The sequence below is a fragment of the Halobacillus sp. 12SKB genome, from assembly GCF_052941655.1.
In genome coordinates this window covers 1914313-1931523 of the sequence record NZ_JBRFWR010000001.1, presented here as the reverse complement: position 1 = coordinate 1931523, position 17211 = coordinate 1914313, and the positions used below count along the sequence as shown (strand labels likewise).

The 17211-nt window shown below is 43.4% G+C and carries 14 protein-coding genes; 6 read left to right on the top strand and 8 right to left on the bottom strand.

The genetic code is table 11. The features are described 5' to 3' along the window. Positions 1–13: 13 nt before the first annotated feature. From fakB to ACQ4XT_RS09220, 3 genes are all read right to left on the bottom strand, one after another. A complete protein-coding gene (gene fakB, locus ACQ4XT_RS09230) occupies positions 14–859 on the bottom strand; it encodes a fatty acid kinase binding subunit FakB (RefSeq protein ID WP_446853434.1) in 846 nt (281 codons plus the stop codon). 314 nt (positions 860–1173) lie between these two features. Beyond that, on the bottom strand, positions 1174–1851 hold the full coding sequence (locus ACQ4XT_RS09225; protein WP_446853433.1) for a response regulator: 678 nt from the start codon (positions 1849–1851) through the stop codon (positions 1174–1176). Positions 1852–2016: 165 nt separating this feature from the next. Beyond that, a complete protein-coding gene (locus tag ACQ4XT_RS09220) occupies positions 2017–3156 on the bottom strand; it encodes a sensor histidine kinase (RefSeq protein WP_446853432.1) in 1140 nt (379 codons plus the stop codon). A 161-nt stretch (positions 3157–3317) separates the two neighbouring features. Here ACQ4XT_RS09220 and ACQ4XT_RS09215 point away from each other — a divergent pair, with 161 nt between their 5' ends. After that, the gene (locus ACQ4XT_RS09215) at positions 3318–3959 is read left to right on the top strand and encodes a YigZ family protein (RefSeq protein ID WP_446853431.1); all 642 of its coding nucleotides are present in this window, start codon (positions 3318–3320) and stop codon (positions 3957–3959) included. Positions 3960–3975: 16 nt separating this feature from the next. Beyond that, entirely contained in the window at positions 3976–4989 is a 1014-nt protein-coding gene (locus ACQ4XT_RS09210) for an LCP family protein (RefSeq protein ID WP_446853430.1), read from the top strand. Between the two features lie 34 nt (positions 4990–5023). Here the strand turns inward: ACQ4XT_RS09210 and ACQ4XT_RS09205 are convergent, their stop codons facing one another. After that, positions 5024–6067 carry a glycosyltransferase family 4 protein gene (locus tag ACQ4XT_RS09205; protein WP_226592086.1) on the bottom strand — a complete coding sequence of 348 codons (1044 nt, stop codon included), beginning with the start codon at positions 6065–6067 and terminating at the stop codon, positions 5024–5026. Positions 6068–6442: 375 nt separating this feature from the next. On the opposite strand from ACQ4XT_RS09205, the gene ACQ4XT_RS09200 reads away from it, so the two are divergent. Continuing rightward, positions 6443–7897 (top strand): APC family permease, encoded by a 1455-nt coding sequence (locus ACQ4XT_RS09200; RefSeq protein ID WP_446853429.1) that lies wholly within the window; start codon positions 6443–6445, stop codon positions 7895–7897. A gap of 35 nt (positions 7898–7932) precedes the next feature. Here ACQ4XT_RS09200 and ACQ4XT_RS09195 read toward each other — a convergent pair whose 3' ends face one another. Beyond that, on the bottom strand, positions 7933–11055 hold the full coding sequence (locus ACQ4XT_RS09195) for a DUF8508 domain-containing protein (protein ID WP_446853428.1): 3123 nt from the start codon (positions 11053–11055) through the stop codon (positions 7933–7935). Positions 11056–11284: 229 nt separating this feature from the next. On the opposite strand from ACQ4XT_RS09195, the gene ACQ4XT_RS09190 reads away from it, so the two are divergent. Beyond that, positions 11285–12322, top strand: a complete 1038-nt coding sequence (locus ACQ4XT_RS09190) for an LCP family protein (protein ID WP_446853427.1) — start codon at positions 11285–11287, stop codon at positions 12320–12322. A gap of 37 nt (positions 12323–12359) precedes the next feature. Here the strand turns inward: ACQ4XT_RS09190 and ACQ4XT_RS09185 are convergent, their stop codons facing one another. Together ACQ4XT_RS09185 and ACQ4XT_RS09180 are read right to left on the bottom strand one after the other, a co-directional pair. Then, positions 12360–12620 (bottom strand): hypothetical protein, encoded by a 261-nt coding sequence (locus ACQ4XT_RS09185; RefSeq protein WP_446853426.1) that lies wholly within the window; start codon positions 12618–12620, stop codon positions 12360–12362. Positions 12621–12797: 177 nt separating this feature from the next. Then, positions 12798–13007, bottom strand: coding sequence for a YkvS family protein (locus ACQ4XT_RS09180; RefSeq protein WP_446853425.1), 210 nt, complete (start codon positions 13005–13007; stop codon positions 12798–12800). A 193-nt stretch (positions 13008–13200) separates the two neighbouring features. On the opposite strand from ACQ4XT_RS09180, the gene ACQ4XT_RS09175 reads away from it, so the two are divergent. Next, positions 13201–13794 carry a YdcF family protein gene (locus ACQ4XT_RS09175; protein ID WP_446853424.1) on the top strand — a complete coding sequence of 198 codons (594 nt, stop codon included), beginning with the start codon at positions 13201–13203 and terminating at the stop codon, positions 13792–13794. Between the two features lie 114 nt (positions 13795–13908). Beyond that, positions 13909–16668 (top strand): alpha-amylase family glycosyl hydrolase, encoded by a 2760-nt coding sequence (locus tag ACQ4XT_RS09170; RefSeq protein WP_446853423.1) that lies wholly within the window; start codon positions 13909–13911, stop codon positions 16666–16668. A 37-nt stretch (positions 16669–16705) separates the two neighbouring features. On the opposite strand, the gene ACQ4XT_RS09165 is transcribed toward ACQ4XT_RS09170, so the two are convergent. Next, positions 16706–17167, bottom strand: a complete 462-nt coding sequence (locus ACQ4XT_RS09165; protein ID WP_446853422.1) for a hypothetical protein — start codon at positions 17165–17167, stop codon at positions 16706–16708. Between the last annotated feature and the right edge of the window lie 44 nt (positions 17168–17211).

The following is a 17211-nucleotide window of genomic DNA, read 5'->3' as shown; positions in this document are numbered from 1 at the left end:
GGCTCTTTTCTATTTAGGACTGGCGATACCATCCAAGGCCCATAGCCCCTTCACCGAGGTGAGTACCGATAACAGGACCGAAGTAACTGAGGACGACCTCGACGTTATCATGTTTTTCTTCCAGTTCTTTTTTCAACTCTGCCGCTTCTTCCGGTCGATTGGCATGAATCAGGCAGGCTTTGTACGTTCCGCCTTCCTGCACCTTTTCTTCAAAAAGGGAAACAATCTTCTTGATCGCTTTTTTCCGTGTACGGATTTTTTCGAAAGGTACGATTTTAGTATCCACAAAATGAAGAACAGGCTTCACCTGCAGAAGACTTCCGACAAAGGCCTGAGCACCATTCAATCGACCGCCTCTTTGCAGGTGGCTGAGATCATCGACCATGAAGTATGCGCTCATTGATTCTTTCATTTCATTGAGTCGACTGATGATTTGATCAGGCGTTGCCCCGTTGTCCGCCAATTCAGCAGCTTCCAGTGCATAAAAGCCCTGCATGTGACAGCTGATTTCTGAATCAAACACGTGAACATCGATCTCTTCGACCATTTCGCCTGCGGTAACCATCGCTTGGTAAGTCCCACTGATGCCGCTGGATAAATGAATTGAAATGACCGCATCATAGTCCTGAGAGAGCTCCTCGAGCTTCTGAGTCATAATGCCGATCGAGGGCTGAGAAGTTTTCGGAAGTTCTCCGCCCTCTTTCACCATATCGTAAAAGTCATCTGCGTTGATATCTACTTCTTCCTGATAGGATTCATGACCAAAAATTACGTTCAACGGAACCATATGTATGTTGTTGGCTTTACGTACATTTCTCGGAAGGTAAGCTGTGCTGTCTGTGATTACCGCTGTTTTCATCCGATCCAACTCCTTGTTTTCTTTATCGTTTTTCTATGAATATATGTAAAATAATTTCCGATATTCTCTCTATCTATTTTACATGAACCCCACCCACAATGCACCAACTAATACGAAAACAGTTGTCCGCATGTCTATATTTGGTGTACCAGGTCATCCAGATTCTGGATGACCTGGTACACCAAATAATTCCAAATGAACTGCAGTTCGCCCCCTGTTCAACTCCAAATCCACACACACCAAAAAGGGCTGTTTTTTCAGGTATACATTTCTGCACCTTAAAAAAACAGCCCTACTCTTTAAGAATATTTTATTTAGATGACTTCGACCCAGCCGTTTTTGATTGCTGTGACTACCGCTTGGGTACGGTCGTTAACGTTCATTTTCTGCAGGATGTTACTCACGTGGTTCTTTACAGTCTTTTCGCTGATATAAAGAGCTTCTGCTACACCACGGTTGCTGTTTCCGTCCGCCAACAGTTGCAGCACTTCACATTCACGACGTGTCAGAAGGTGCAATGGCTTACGATATTCGATCGTGCGATATGCACTGCCACCTTTGCTATCGGCCAGACGACGATATTCAGCCACTAAGTTGTGCGTGACTTTCGGATGCAGGTAAGAACCACCGGCACCTACAACTTTAATCGCATCAATCAAGGCATCTGAGTCCATTTCTTTAAGAAGGTAACCCTGCGCTCCTGTCTTGAGGGCGTGTGTTACATAGTTCTCATCATCGTGAATAGAAAGAATGATCACTTTCATTTCTGGATAACGTTTCGTAATTTCAGCTGTCGCTTCGACTCCGTTCATGCTCGGCATGTTGATATCCATCAGGACAACATCCGGCATATGCTCTTCGATCAGGTTAACCGCTGTATCCCCATCATCACCTTCAGCTACAACTTCAAAGCTTGATTCAAAATCCAAAATTCTCTTTACACCTTCACGAAATAATTTATGATCATCAATTAGGACTATTCTGGTCGTCATGGTCATTTCCTCCTGTTTCTCATACATAGAATGGGATTTTGTTCCCCTAACCTATCTCTATCTCTCTATTATTATTTCTCTATTTTTTAGAAATGTGAATCTACCCTAATCCTATTCCCTATTATAAACGATTCAAGTCCATTTACATAGTTTTTCGTTGCAATATCAATTTATTGGTAAATGAATCGTGACAATTGTCCCTTCTCCTACACTTGAGTCGATATTAAGTTCGCCGTCTAACATATCGACGCGCTCCCTCATTCCGACCAAACCGAAGGATTTCTCTTTCTTTTGAGTCGTGTCGAAGCCTTTTCCATCATCCTTAACGACGATCATGACAGCGTTCGACTTCAGCTCAACTTTCACTTTAATTTCTTTCGGATCCGCATGTTTAACCGCATTTTGGACGGCTTCCTGTACCAGGCGGAAAAGAGCAACTTCGTATTTTGTGTCTAAACGCCGTTCTTTTCCGAACGAAGCAAAAGAAATGTGAATGCTTTTATTGTAATCTTCGATGGTCGCTAAGTACTTCTTCAGTGTAGGAATAAGTCCAAGGTCATCAAGAGCCATCGGACGCAGATCGTAAATGATCCTTCTCACTTCGTATAATGCTGACCGTACGAGCGCTCTTACGCTTTTCACTTCCTGCATCGCCTCTTCCACACCACGCTCACGGTAGGTGCGGTCAACGAGGTCCGACCGCAGCATGACGTTTGCGAGCATTTGTGCAGGACCATCATGGATCTCTCTTGATAGCCGACGTCGCTCTTCTTCTTGAGCTTCGATGATCTGTAAGCCGAACTCCTGCTTTTCCTTAGCATCTTCTAAAGCATCACTGACATGTTTGAAATCCTCTGTGAGGTAGTTCAATACGATAGAAATCTTCCCACCAAGGGCTTCTGCACGCCCGATGGTTTCTTCTAAATTCCGGAGTCGTCTTTCCAGGTCATCCCTTCTTTCACGGAGCTGTTTTTCCTTTTCACGCTTCATGGATAACTCCATTTGAAGGCCGTGTGTTTGTTCATACACTTTACGGATTTCTTCTTCTGAATACGTCTGGAACTGTTTGCTGACTTCTGATAAGCGCACCCTTGAAAAACGGACTTTCTGTTCAAGCTTGTCCCCTTCATCAATAAGGGAGATGACCTGCTTTTTGGTGTCAGCTAGTTCACTGTTCAACTTTTCAAATTCATTGCGGGATTCTTCACCAATCTGGAAAATTTCATCCTTGCTATTGGTCACCGTATCAACCATTTCATCAATGATATGGTCAAGGGCGATATCCCCAGTTTTTTGTACACTCATCATAAGTCCCTCCATCAATATTCACATACTCATTCGTAAGTCCCATGTCCATTTGTGGGGGTGTTTTTCAGTAAAAATGTAAAATAATGAACAGGAAATTCAAGCGTTTGCCGAATTTTTTACCCATCGATATAATAAAACCTTAGGAGGTTTTTCAGACCATGTTAGAAAGCTATTATACCGTAAAACCAGAAGGATCAGAAGAAGTGACGATCCAGAAGTCCCGCTTCATCGGCTACGTCAAACGCTGCGAAACCGAAGAGGAAGCCCAGGACTTTATCGCACAAATAAAAAAGAAGCACCATGATGCTACCCACAACTGCTCCGCCTACATGATCGGAGAAAATGACCTTATACAAAAAGCGAACGATGATGGAGAACCGAGCGGCACAGCTGGCGTTCCGATGCTTGAAGTTTTGAAAAAAAGAGGCCTTAAGGACACGGCTGTCGTCGTCACCCGTTACTTTGGGGGAGTTAAGCTTGGAGCTGGAGGACTGATTCGTGCCTATGGATCAACAACATCAGCTGCAATTGATACGACGGGTGTTGTGAAGCGCCAATTGATGCAGGAGATGAAAGTGAAAATTGAATACCACCTGCTCGGTAAAGTAGAAAATGCAGTAAGAAATTCAACCTACACATTGGAGACGATTAATTACTTGGAGAATGTGGAATTAATAGTATATGTAGAAAGCGGTCTTGAAGAAGAATTCGAACATTGGATGACTGACTTGACTAGTGGTCAAGCCACAATTGAAAGAGGAGACGCTTCCTACGTGGAATTTGATGTCACACCTGAGTAAAGGAGCTCACATCAACATGAAACACAGCAAGCTTGCCATTTTCATGTGGTCCGTGGCTTTCATCGTGTTAATCGGCGTTGGCGCTGCCACCGGCTATGCCGTCTATCTTACCGATCAAGTGAAAGAAACAGCATCGGAATCCCACCAGGAACTTGACCGGGGAGACAAATCAGAAAAGCGTGTGGAAGTTGTAAATCCAGCCAAAGACCACACATCGGTTCTTTTTGTAGGAATTGATGATAGTGAGGCACGGTCTGAAAATGCATCACGCTCGGACGCCCTCGTTCTGGCCACCTTCAACGACAATGATAAATCCATCAAAATGCTGAACATCCCCCGCGATTCATTGACGTACATCCCGGAAGTCGGCTACGAGGATAAAATCGCTCATGCCCACGCTTTCGGTGGAATTGATGCTACAGTCCAAACGGTGGAGCGGATGCTTGACGTGCCTGTCGATTATTATGTGCGTTTGAACTTCCAGTCTTTCGTAGAGATTGTTGACTCTATTGGCGGGATTACCTATGACGTACCTTTTCCAATTACGGAACAAAACAGCTCTGACCTCGCAGGTGCCATTGAGCTTGAGGAAGGACAACAAACGTTGAACGGAGAAGAAGCTCTGGCTTTAGCGAGAACCCGTAAATACGATAGTGACTTGGCGCGTGGAGAGAGACAGATGGAGATTATTCAACAAATTTTCCGTGAAACAGCTTCAACCCGTGGCTTAAATAATTTCGATGATATACTGTCATCGGTCAGTGAAAACATGAGTACAAACTTAACGTTTGACGAAATCATCACCTTCAAAGATTACTTCCTTCAAAAAGAAGGCTTCACTTTCGAGAAAATGCAGCTTGAAGGAGAAGGCGGATTTACAGATAAAGGATGGTATTATCAAGTAGCACAGGAAGATATACAAAACACCAGTAACGAATTAAAGAATCACCTTGGCTTAGGAAATCCTCTTGCATCTGATGATCCATCCTCTACCACAAGCCAACCGGACGAAATGGAAGAATCCATGTAAAGAAAAAACGGCCTCCAATAGGAAGCCGTTTTTCTTATTTTTCTTTTGGACCCTTAATCATATTCAAGATCGGTTTGTAATCTTTGCCGATTAATCCTGTCATTTCAACGATCATCTCGATCATCAACACCAACATGGCAAGTACAATGACCGCACCATACATCGTCGCTTGTGAGAAAATAACGGCTGCCAGGCTGAACAAGGCACTGACTGCATAAATCATCAGGACAGATTCAGGATGGCTGTAACCTAAATTCAGTAAGCAATGATGCAAGTGTGATTTATCAGGAGCTGATAACGGTTTTCGGTGAATCACTCGTCTCACAATCGCAAACAAAGTATCAGAAATAGGTACACCCAATATAATGACCGGAATGATGAAAGAAAACAATGTGACATTTTTAAAACCAAGAAGGGCAAGCACGCTGATCATGAAACCTAAGAATAACGCGCCTGTATCTCCCATAAAAATCTTCGCCGGGTAAAAGTTATAAACAAGGAATCCGATTGTACTTCCAAGCATCATTAATCCAGCAAAGACGACGAAAACGTTCCCCATGGTAATTGCCATACCAGAGATTGTCAGCAACGCAATCGCTGATACCCCTGCCGCTAATCCATCAAGGCCATCAATCAAGTTAATGGCATTTGTGATTCCAACGATCCACAATATCGTAATCGGAATGCTCAAATATCCAAATTCGATCTGACCGCCAAAAGGCAGGTTGATGAAATCAATTTGAACGCCACCTAAAACAACAACCAAGGTAGCCAATAATTGTCCGCCCAGTTTTACTTTGGCAGATAACTCTTTAAGATCATCAAGGACACCAGTAATGATAATGATTGTTGCCCCTATAAATACCGGCCACGTATAATCGCTCTCTGGAAAGAAAAATAAAATTCCTAAAGCAAAGCTCAGATAGATCGCCAAGCCACCTAACCGCGGCATCACATTTTTGTGAACTTTACGGTGATTCGGTTGATCGGTGGCACCAATTTTCACGGCTATTTTCTTGACCAGGGGTGTAATTAAAATCGAAGCGATCAAGCAAAATAGCAAGGCCTTGTACTCCATAAAGATCCTCCTCAGGTTTATTATGTCCTCTCCCAGAGGTCATAAGCTGATATATAATTTCCATATTTGTCTGTATAGTTACATCGGTTTTGCTACATATTAACCGTGAAAAATTATATCACAAGAATTCGGTTTTGATTGTAACGATTTATTTACTTTTCTTTAGCCAAACCCCCACTTTTTGAAACATTTCTATGTAAAGAAACGCTAAATTCCTCCAAAATCCACCCACTGATAAGGCGAAAAAATTGACAAGAGTCGCTATAATCATGCAAAATTCATCAGGCATTTACAGCTTATCTCATCATAACAGATTGGATTGGAAAATTTTACACATATATGAAAATTTACAATCTTTTTTCAAAAAGGGAGGTCATGGATTTGAGAGAGAGAAGAAAATTAGAACGATCACTGAAGCCCCATTGGGTATGGGCCATCGCATTCGGATCAGCGATTGGCTGGGGGGCTTTTGTTCTGCCGACAGACTGGATCAGTCAGGCCGGTCCTCTAGGCGTAGTGATCGGCCTTTTACTTGGGGCTATTCTTATGATGATTATTGGGGTCAGTTACGGATTCCTTATTGAAAAATTCCCGGTCACCGGAGGGGAATTCGCATATGCCTATATAGGATTCGGAAGACAATTTGCATTTGTGGCTGGATGGTTTTTGACGCTTGGCTACATCTGTATCGTCGCTTTGAATGCATCAGCATTGGCATTACTTACGAAATTTTTATTCCCTGACTTGGTCCGGACAGGTAACCTCTATACGGTAGCTGGTTATGAAGTGTCCATCATTCAAATCGCGATCGCAAGCCTTGCTTTGATTGCCTTTGCTATTTTAAACATTCGCGGAGCCAGTTTTTCAGGACAGACTCAATTCGTCTTCAGTTTAATTTTAATTGCAGGAATTGTGCTGTTAGCGATCGGAGCCATCATTGCAGAGGGGCCGCAGATAGCAAACATTCGACCTGCTTTCCGCCCGGATCAATCGACGCTCGCTTCCATACTGACGATTTTAGCGATTGCTCCTTTTGCTTACGTCGGTTTTGATAACATTCCTCAGGCAGCTGAGGAGTTTAAATTCGAAGCGAAAAAAGCATTTGGACTGATCATATGGTCTCTGCTTGCTGCAGGGCTCGCCTATAGTGCGATGATCCTCATTACCGCAAGCACGATGCCGTGGCAGGAGCTTCTATTGAACATATCGGAGAACCAGTCCGTGTGGGGCACAGGAGACGCTATTGAAAGTTACCTTGGCAGAGCAGGCGTGTGGATTATAGCTGTAGCTGTTTGTATGGGGATTTTCACAGGGCTGAATGGATTTTACATATCCGCAAGCCGCCTGACGTTTGCGATGGGAAGAGCAAGGATTTTACCAGACTTGTTCAGAAGATTGCATCCGAAATACAATACCCCTTACGTTGGAATCCTTTTCACAATGTTGATTTGTCTGATTGCTCCATGGTTTGGAAGAGAAGCCTTGTTATGGGTAGTAGATATGTCTTCCACAGGTGTAGCCATCGCCTACTTCTTTTGTACGGCAACGGCTTACAAGTTCTTCGCTTGGAAAGAAACCAATGCCGATTCATCACGTACGGCTGCCCCTTGGAAGAAATTATTCTCGCTGATCGGAATGATTAGTGCTGTAGGGTTCCTGGCTTTACTTTTACTCCCATTCTCCCCCGCTTCACTCGGGAAAGAGTCCTATCTTGCTCTCCTGATTTGGGTCGTATTGGGTGTTGCTTTCTACGCTTTCAACGCCAAACGTTACAACAGCATTGACCGGAAAGAAATGAACTATCTGATATTAGAAAAAGAAGAGATTTAAAAAATTCCCCGCTGGAAATAGCGGGGAATTTTTAGTTAATTATACTTATGATACAAGTATATTTTTAACCAAAAAGGAAGAAAAGGCTTCGACTTTTTCAAATGAATTTGTGCAAGAACAGGATCATGGTCACTCGCACGACCATCCGCTTCAGAAAAGTCAGCATTAATGTTGACGGTTTCCACTTTCGTACGCTTGGCCAGGTGATTACTGACAAGGATATGATCCAGCACTTGAGAATTTCCTTGGTAGATGTACGTGTACCGTTCTTCTTCCGGAAGCTTTTCCATCATATTCGTGAGGTCGTCCCCTTTCAGGGTCTCAACAGGTGCTGAAAATTCGAAGTCATTCAGGTCACCTAGAACCACAACGTTTGAATGATCCATACGTTCTTCTACTTTTTCTACAAAATCATTGATTACTTCTGCTTGCTTCAAACGCTGCACTTCACTTCCAAGGACGACCGGTTGATTGGCACCGAACAACCCATCATCGCCGCCCTTGGAGTTGAAGTGGTTCGCAACGACAACCACTTTCTCACCGTTGAACTCGAATTCGGCAGCCAGCGATTTTCTGGAATCGTCAAAGGCTTCGTTCGTCGGATCAATGCGTCCAGGGTTCATCGTCAATCCGTCTTCATTCACATCCACAGCCGTTGTAGCATCTCCAGTCGGCTTTTCTGTCAACGTGACACGATCAGGATTATAAATGAAACCGACGCGGATGTTTCCGCCTGGCTGCCCACCATCTGTCTTATCAAGTGGTGCAATGTCTGTGAATTCATATTCCGGACCGCCCGCTTCTACAATCGCATCAATCAATGTTTGATAGCTCTCATCCGCTTCGACCGTTCCATCATCTGTCGGACCCGTGTTGTCTTGAACTTCTACAAGCCCTACAACGTCTGGAGTATTCAAGTTTTCAACCATTGACTCGGCAATTCGCTGGACCTTTTCAGGATCAGTACCTGCATGGAAGTTTTCCATGTTATAAGTAGCTACTGTCAATTTCCGCTTCCAGTTTTTACGCTTCGTGGACTGCCTCTCTGTGCCCCCATCTTGAAGTTCAGGAAGGTCACCAGTGACACGGATTTTGTAATTGCTGTAGTCATAACTGACAACACCCGTAATCGATTGTTCGAAATAATCTCCCGTCTTCGCCTGTACATCCAATCCATCTACGTCAACAAGCATCCGTTCAGGATTATAGTCTTCCGGTGAAATCAACAAACCTCCGGCTCTTGTGAAATCCTGATCCTTACTTGTTTCTACATAAACAGGCAGCTCATCATATTTAACAGGGCCCGTGACCTTAGGTTCTGGCAGCTCAATAAGCATCCCTTCAAGACTTTCATAAAAATCAAGACCATCCTGAGTTGGATCGAAGGATTCCAGTCCATCATCTTCAATCACTTTTGTCGGTTGTTCACGGTCCACACCAATGACAACAGGATCAGGTAAAGACTGACCAGAAGAGAGAACCGTAACCTCACTGGCGCTGATTTGTGTCGTTAATAGATCGGCTGCATCAGAATAACCATCTTCACGCCATTCGTTCACTTTTCCGTTCACAGATACGACATCACCGGTCTCTACTCCAGAGGAACGCTTATACACATAAATTCCTTCGGATGTAGCCAGATCTTCATCAGGATTCAATGATTGAACATAGAACCCGTTGTTTCCATCAAGCTTCGTAACTACTCCTTCAACACCTTCAACGTTTTGTCCTTCATATGGAGACGTGTGAGCGGCTCCCTGAAGATCATGGATCTCAATGTCATCCAATGCTTTTAATGCTTCGTATTCAAAGGAAGCGACCTCACTCGTTTCGCCGTTTGCACGGACAACCACAGCATGAACGACGGTATCTTCCGAAATCAAAATCGGTGATTCATACTCCGTACTTTCGGCAGTCGGCTCAGAGCCATCTAATGTATAATGAATAGTGGCGTCTGGTTCTGCCGTATTCAACGTAACTTCTGTTCCCTGCACGACTGATCCTGAATCAGGATTGGCGGTTACAGCAAATACTTTTTCAATCAAATCAGATGGTGAACGAGGAAGCAGCTTATACTCCCCGTAGTTGTAGTCCACCACGCCTTTTAATTGTTCAAACGTATCCCCAACGCTTAGCAAGTCTTCGTTTTGAGGTTGAACCACGAAAGTCCCTTGTTCATCTTGAACAGTAAAATCACCAAATTCATTTTTGTCGATGACTTCTACATGATTTACCTGTACAAACTCTCCTTCGATTGATTCTCCATCGGAGCCGGCGAAAGCAGAGCTGTTGACTTCTTGAGCATCAGGAACTCCTGCTGAACTTTCTACAACTTCCACATGTCCGGAAGAAGTTTGAATTTGAGCCATTCCATAATAATCGCTGTTTTCGCCTTGAGCTACTACACGGTCACCCACCTCGATATTGAGGCCGGGGGCACGGACGATGATGCCAGCTGTTTCATCTTGTATGTAAAGGTTCGTCTGTCCACCTGCTTCAAAAGCTGCGGTTGCGATTCCTTCCACGCGTACAGTTGCTCTGGTCTCCATAGCACGCGCTTCTGCTATCGTCTGTAACTCGACTTCTTCTTCCTCAGTTACTTCGTAGCTTCCAAGATAATCGAATGTATCTTTAGCGTACGTATCCCATTCTTCACTAACCTGAAAGGCATCCGTAGGGTCCTGGTCGCCAGTCATCACTTCCGACTGCCTTACGAGGGTGACATCTTTACCAAAAGTATCACTACCGCCCACCTGTCCAATGCTGTCAGTGACGTCATTATCATTTTTTAAAACTAAGACATCATCCCCATTAAAGCTTGTCACACTGCTGGTCAGGTCTGTAACAGACTGAATTTCTCCGCCAGCCTGACTATCAGACACTACATACACATCTCCTGAAGCCAGTGTCCCAGTAAGAGATTCCGTTCGAGAAGGTTCCACACTACCATTGGAATACAACTCCAATGTGTACGCGGATAGATCAACCTCTTCCCCGGTACCATTGTAAATCTCCAAGGCTTTGTTAAAACCCGAACCTTCCACATATTCAGAAATAATCAGGTCGTCCATTCCTTCAGCTTTAGCTGAAGAAGTAGGTATAACAGCATAGCTGAAAACTAATGATACGATTAACAACAAATGAAATAATTTTTTCACAAGGCATCCCCTTTGTCTTTAATATCAATCAGGTCTAGTATATAAAATTCAGAATAGATTTTATATTTGTTTTCCGTAAAAAAATGTAAATGTTCCCAATGACACGTGAAAAAACGACTATTTATAACAGCTGTTTTACAAATTATCCGACAAAAGATGCGTATCTATCGGATGTTTCCAACTGTGGTAAAATAGATAAGCGAGAGGTTAGAAATTGAGGTGTTCTATTTTGACGAAAAGAATCATACGAGTGCGCAGACGTAAAAAGAAGAAGAAGATACGTCTGATTGCGGCTCTATTGTTTTTAATAACCTTAATGGCTGGCGGAGGCTTTTACTACGTGACCCAAGTGTACACCGCTGCCTATGAAGGTCTGGATCGAGGAGATAAATCAGATCTACGAGAAGAAGCGGTCGATGCCCAGGAAGATCCGATATCCATCCTTTTGATGGGCGTAGAGGATTATTCCACAGATGGAAAAGCCGGTCGCGCAGATACCCAAATTGTATTAACCCTTGATCCTGACACAAATAAAATGACGATGACGAGCATCCCGAGGGACACGCTCGTTGATATCCCTGCTTCAAAAGTACGCCAAAAATATGCCGGTTCTCACAAAATCAACGCGGCTTACACATTAGGTGAAGTGACAGGATACGGTGCAGAAAAATTGACCGTAGAAACCGTTGAGGATTTGTTAGAGATCCCTATTGATAAATATGCCACCGTCAACTTTGAGGGTTTCATTGAAATTGTCGACCTCCTCGGTGGAGTGACGGTAGATGTCAAAGAAGGTTTCTGGGAGCGAAGCAGTATAGATTACTATAAAAAGATCGAATTTGAAGAAGGTCCAATGAAAATGGACGGGGAGGAAGCACTCGCCTTTGTAAGGATGAGAAAGCGGGATGTAGCCGTATCCTATACGAGAGATGAAAGGCAAAGACAGTTTATCAAGGCCGGTATTAATGAAGCTTTATCTCCAGGCACGCTATTTAAAGTAGGCGAAATGAAAGATGTCATAGGGGAAAACGTAAGCACAAACCTAACCCCAGGTGAGATGCTCAGTTTAAGAAAAGCCTTCTCTTCCGATCGTACTTCCGTTGAGACTTCGGAAATAGACGGTGAAAATAAACGTCTGAATGACGGATTGTATTATTTTGTCCCCGATGAAGAAAGTCTTGAAGAAACGAAACGCGAGTTGAAGAAATCATTAGATCTACCCGTTCCTGAAGCTGAGAACGATACCTATGATGACTCTTTCAATTGAGTCAAAAAAAGGACTTCCATTAGAGGAAGTCCTTTTTTCATGCCATTGGTTTAAAAATGAGGATGCCATTCATCCGGCAGAATCGAAATGGTCCTTCATACTTTTCTATAGATGCACTATCTGCGTTCATAATGGCAATCTTATGTACACTTTTCTGCTGGTTCAGTACATTTCTAAACGTATCTTCCGTCAACTGTCTCAAAGGTTCAATCACAATCGTTCGATCGATACGCACACTGTAACGTGCACTTAATGTCAATTCTTTATGCTCTAATAATAGTTTGGTTAATTGCGGCAAATGACTACACCCTCTCATCAATCGTACGCAATTTCTTTTCCTTCTACTAATATATCTGTAAATCCGTATGCCCGAAACAGCATATGGGACTAGTAATTATTAATTATAGAGGAATATTTAACCAAAAAAATTACCCAAAAATAATACCCTTCCCATTTATAGGAAAGGGTATTTGTGCTATTCTTCTATAATACGATAATTGGTATGAGCCACAACCGTTCGATCATACTCGAAATCGATTTCATCTAAGTTATCCATAATCGTCAAATCTACAATAACGGATTGCTGACATTGACTCGGAATGACTCTTCCTTTGAAAATGATGTCATTTCTCTCAAAAGTTACGACTTGCCCTGGAGTGGCAATGCGATCATCAGGTTGTATCATATCTCTCTACCCTTTCTCTTCCTCGTATTTTGAATAAACTTTACAATAAATTAACAAACAATTCAAACAAAACTTTTACAATATATGTTACTAAATTCGACAAGATTATACAAGTAAAACAATAATAGGTTTAATAAATTTCTCCAGAGATATATACAAGATTATGGAGTTATACAAAAATTGGGGGTTTTTTATGGCATCTCATATAAAGAAAACGAAAAAGATCATCCTTACGTCCTTCCTAATATTCATTCTATTCCTATCAGCAGCAGTGATGACACCTCTTCTGCTGGGACCAGAATTTCTTATGGCTAAAGATTCCCTGGACTCCTCTTCAGAATATGATGCGATCGTTGTTTTGAGTGGAGGTGGCGAACGCCTCCACCATGCGGCCGAGCTTTTCAAAGAAGGGGTGGCAGATTATATGATTTTGACGAATTCTACGGAAAGTGGAACAACACCTGAGGAAGCCATGAGTATAGGAGTGCCTCACGATGCAATTATTAAAGAGCCATCCGCCACGAGTACATATGAAAATGCGACCCTATCGAAAGATATTATGGAGGAAGAAGATTTTGAATCAGCCCTTGTTGTCACAAGCGATTACCATTCCAGGCGTACAAAGATGACGTTTGATGACATATACGGCAACCAAATACAGCTTGACTACTCCTTTTCCCCCTCTCCCTTTGAACCTTCTGATGGACTGACGGAGAATGAGAAAAGGAAAACATTCGGAGAATATGTAAAAATAGGGGTCTACTGGTTCCGTTTGCTCTTAGAGTAAGCGGGACTTTTCTTTCTTTTCAGACATTTAATTATTATGCCCTATAGACAATCTATATCCACTCCTTTATCATGAAATCGATTTCACTTATAAATATGAAAGGATGGGATTCGTTTGATTCAAAAACGGTGGATATGGCTGATTGGAATCGCGCTTTTATTTTTGTCATTTGCGCAACCGATTGCATTAACCTATGCAGATGCAAAGACGTACGATGATGTTGTTCTGCGTGGAAACGCTGAAACCTTAGATTGGAGTTCGGATAACAACCCTCTGACTTACAATGCCGAGGAGGGCGTTTGGCTCAGTGAGCCGATTCCTTTGGAAGGTGGAAAAGTGACAGAGTTCAAGTTTGTTTATGATGGAAATTGGATGCCTGGAGCGAATTTGACATACACAGCTCCTCAAGATGCGGAGTACACTTTTGCTTTTCAACCGGAAGACGAACGCAAAGTGGACATCCGTCTCGCTGATACTTACGAAGCCAGTGTGGAGCTTGAGCTAACCGTACCTGAGGGAACCCCTGAGTGGGTAACACCTACAGTCGCTTCAAGCAAAAATGACTTTCATTACACAGCCGCGCCTATGACGAAAACCTCTGAAAATACGTACACGACTAAAATGGTAGGAAAAGCAGACGAAGAAGTTTCTTATTTTTACAGCCTTGCCGGGGAGTCTTATAAGGAAGACCTCGACGAACCTCGCACAGTAACATTAACCACATCCGGCGATACCATAGAGGACACGGTCACCCAGTGGAAGAAAGTCCCTGTCGCCCAGTCAGTCACCCACGATTATAACCATTCCCCATACGTTCCGGATCATCGTGATGATGTAACCTCAAAAGTCGAAGTCCAGCACTTTGGGCCGATCGACAAAGGAGCCATTTATTACACGACGGACGGTACCACTCCTGATGGAAAACGAGGAGAAGCTTTTAATGGAAAGACCGTTCCTTTGAAAATAACGGATACATCTGAGAATGCCGATGGATTGAAAACATCCATCATGGAAGGTGTTATTCCTTCTCAGAAAAAAGAAACCCGCGTCAAATATAAACTCGATGTTTGGAACTCCAACAGTGACGGGTCTCAATTTGCCGATAACAATGTGTTGAGTTCTGATGAAGCTACAGAGTTCGCTTATTATGTAGACACCTATGAATCTCCGGAATGGGCGAAAGAAGCGGTCATTTATCAAGTCTTCGTTGATCGTTTCCGTGATGGAAGTACAAAGAACAATACGTCTGTAAACCCTGAACAGCCCTACGATGAACAGTTGAAAGGCTGGATGGGCGGCGACCTTCAAGGTGTCCTTGAAAAAATGGATTATATTGAGGACCTTGGTGTGAATACCCTTTGGATCTCACCGATTTATGAAGGCCAATACTCTCACGGGTATCATCCGACAGACTTTATGAACATCGATCCTCGCTTTGGCAGCAACCAGCTTATGAAGGAACTTGTCGCTGAAGCGCACAACCGTAATATGAAAGTCGTTTATGATCTTGTGCCAAACCACACATCCGATCAGCACGACTTTTTCCAGGATGCTTTAGAAAAAGGGACGGACAGTCCTTACTATGATTGGTACACATTTACGAATTACCCGAATGAATATGAAACGTTTTACGGCATCCAAGAGCTGCCTGAGTTGAACAACGACAACCCGGAAACGCGCGCCTATATGCTTGATGAAGTCGTTCCGTTCTGGATGAATGAAATCGGTGTTGACGGGTTCCGCCTGGATTATGCCAAAGGTCCAAGCCAAAGCTTCTGGGTTGATTTCCGTCATAAAGTGAAATCGCTCGATGAAGATGCCTTCATCTTCGGAGAAGTGTGGGACAATCTGGATACCATTTCTTCGTACAAAGGGAAATTGGATGGAGCGATCGATTTCGAGACGCATTCCGCGATAACGAATGCCTTCATTCAAAATGGTTCAGTAAACGCACTAGCGTCCTCTCTCGAAGAGACCTTCGGGACTTATGGGGATGAATTCGTTGCGGCCACCTTCTTAGACAGTCACGACATGCCGCGCTTTTTGTTCGAAGCGGATGGGAACGAAGACACATTGAAAAACGCGGCTGCTCTTCAGTTTACGTTACCTGGCGCACCAATCATCTACTATGGAGATGAGGTCGGCTTGTCCCAAAGCGCTGATCATAACAGTGTGGAGGAGTGGAAAGACCGCTATTACCGTGAGAGGATGATTTGGGAGGAAGAAAAACAGAACGAGGAGATTCTCTCCCATTACAAGACGTTGATACATGCAAGAAATGACCAACCGGCCTTAACGCATGGTGATTTCAACATCATCTACTCTGATGATGAAGTCCTTGTGTTTGAACGTTCCGTGCCGCAGGACAAAGTGCTTGTCGTCATGAATCTCGGCGAAGAGGAACGGAAGCTGGATATCATTGACCTTTACAATCAACAGACACCGAACAAAGTACAGCTCACTTCCCTTCTTGAAAAAGAAAAACTGAAGAGTCATAATGGCAAGCTTGAGATGACAAGCGAAGCACGCTCTGTTGCCATTTATGATGTCAAAGGGAAGCTGCGCTATGAGGCTCCTTCAGAAGAAAAGAAATACAACAAGGTCGTCTTGCGTGGTTCTGCCCCGTTCGACTGGTCCAGTGATGCCAACATGCTGACCTTCGATATACAGGATGCCCTCTGGAAAAGTGAGCCGATTGAATTGACAGCTGGAGAAACGGTCGAATATAAATTTGTCCGTGACGGCGAATGGCTCGAAGGCGATAACCTCCGCTTTACACCCGAAGCAGAGGGGGAATACATCTTTATTTTTGACCCTCAAAATGAATACCAAGCGACAGTGGAACGGATTCAATGCAAGAATGAAGCCGCCTGATAGGAAAGCTTCCTACTTTTCAGTAGGAAGCTTTTTGTCATTTATGATAATCCCACAGAATCTTCCACTCCCCTTTTTCTTCTGCCACATAAACATCTTGATGCAGGCGGAATAGACCGTACTTTCCTTTATACGTTTGAATCACAGTCGTTTGATAAACGGGTGATAGAGGCTTAGCCCCTTTCTCCATCGTCCATTGATCAATTTTTTTCAAATCTCCCATTACAAATTCAAAGCTCTCGACGCCGAAGTGGTTCATGAACACGTGCGCACGGTCTTGTATGTAGTGTCCTTTTGTAAATTTCTCTTTCATTTGGGAGTGAAAAAGCTCCCACGAATCAGAAAACTTCCCTTGTTGTTCATGTAAATAAAACTGCTCGATGGTACTTTCTGCACGCTGGCCAGGTCGAGTCATGAAGAAAATGGTGAGGACAATGGCAAGGATAAGAATCAAGCCTAAAACAAAGGTGAAAATCATAGGTGAACGGCTGCGCTTCATGTGATCCCCTCCCCTACTTACCTTATGCACGGGGGTAGAAAAAA

Excerpts from the sequence above, each read along its gene's own strand:
- fakB (WP_446853434.1), bottom strand. The coding sequence starts at position 859 with ATGAAAACAGCGGTAATCACAGACAGCACAGCTTACCTTCCGAGAAAT.
- ACQ4XT_RS09225 (WP_446853433.1), bottom strand. The coding sequence starts at position 1,851 with ATGACGACCAGAATAGTCCTAATTGATGATCATAAATTATTTCGTGAA.
- ACQ4XT_RS09220 (WP_446853432.1), bottom strand. The coding sequence starts at position 3,156 with ATGAGTGTACAAAAAACTGGGGATATCGCCCTTGACCATATCATTGAT.
- ACQ4XT_RS09215 (WP_446853431.1), top strand. The coding sequence starts at position 3,318 with ATGTTAGAAAGCTATTATACCGTAAAACCAGAAGGATCAGAAGAAGTG.
- ACQ4XT_RS09210 (WP_446853430.1), top strand. The coding sequence starts at position 3,976 with ATGAAACACAGCAAGCTTGCCATTTTCATGTGGTCCGTGGCTTTCATC.
- ACQ4XT_RS09205 (WP_226592086.1), bottom strand. The coding sequence starts at position 6,067 with ATGGAGTACAAGGCCTTGCTATTTTGCTTGATCGCTTCGATTTTAATT.
- ACQ4XT_RS09200 (WP_446853429.1), top strand. The coding sequence starts at position 6,443 with ATGGATTTGAGAGAGAGAAGAAAATTAGAACGATCACTGAAGCCCCAT.
- ACQ4XT_RS09180 (WP_446853425.1), bottom strand. The coding sequence starts at position 13,007 with ATGATACAACCTGATGATCGCATTGCCACTCCAGGGCAAGTCGTAACT.
- ACQ4XT_RS09175 (WP_446853424.1), top strand. The coding sequence starts at position 13,201 with ATGGCATCTCATATAAAGAAAACGAAAAAGATCATCCTTACGTCCTTC.
- ACQ4XT_RS09165 (WP_446853422.1), bottom strand. The coding sequence starts at position 17,167 with ATGAAGCGCAGCCGTTCACCTATGATTTTCACCTTTGTTTTAGGCTTG.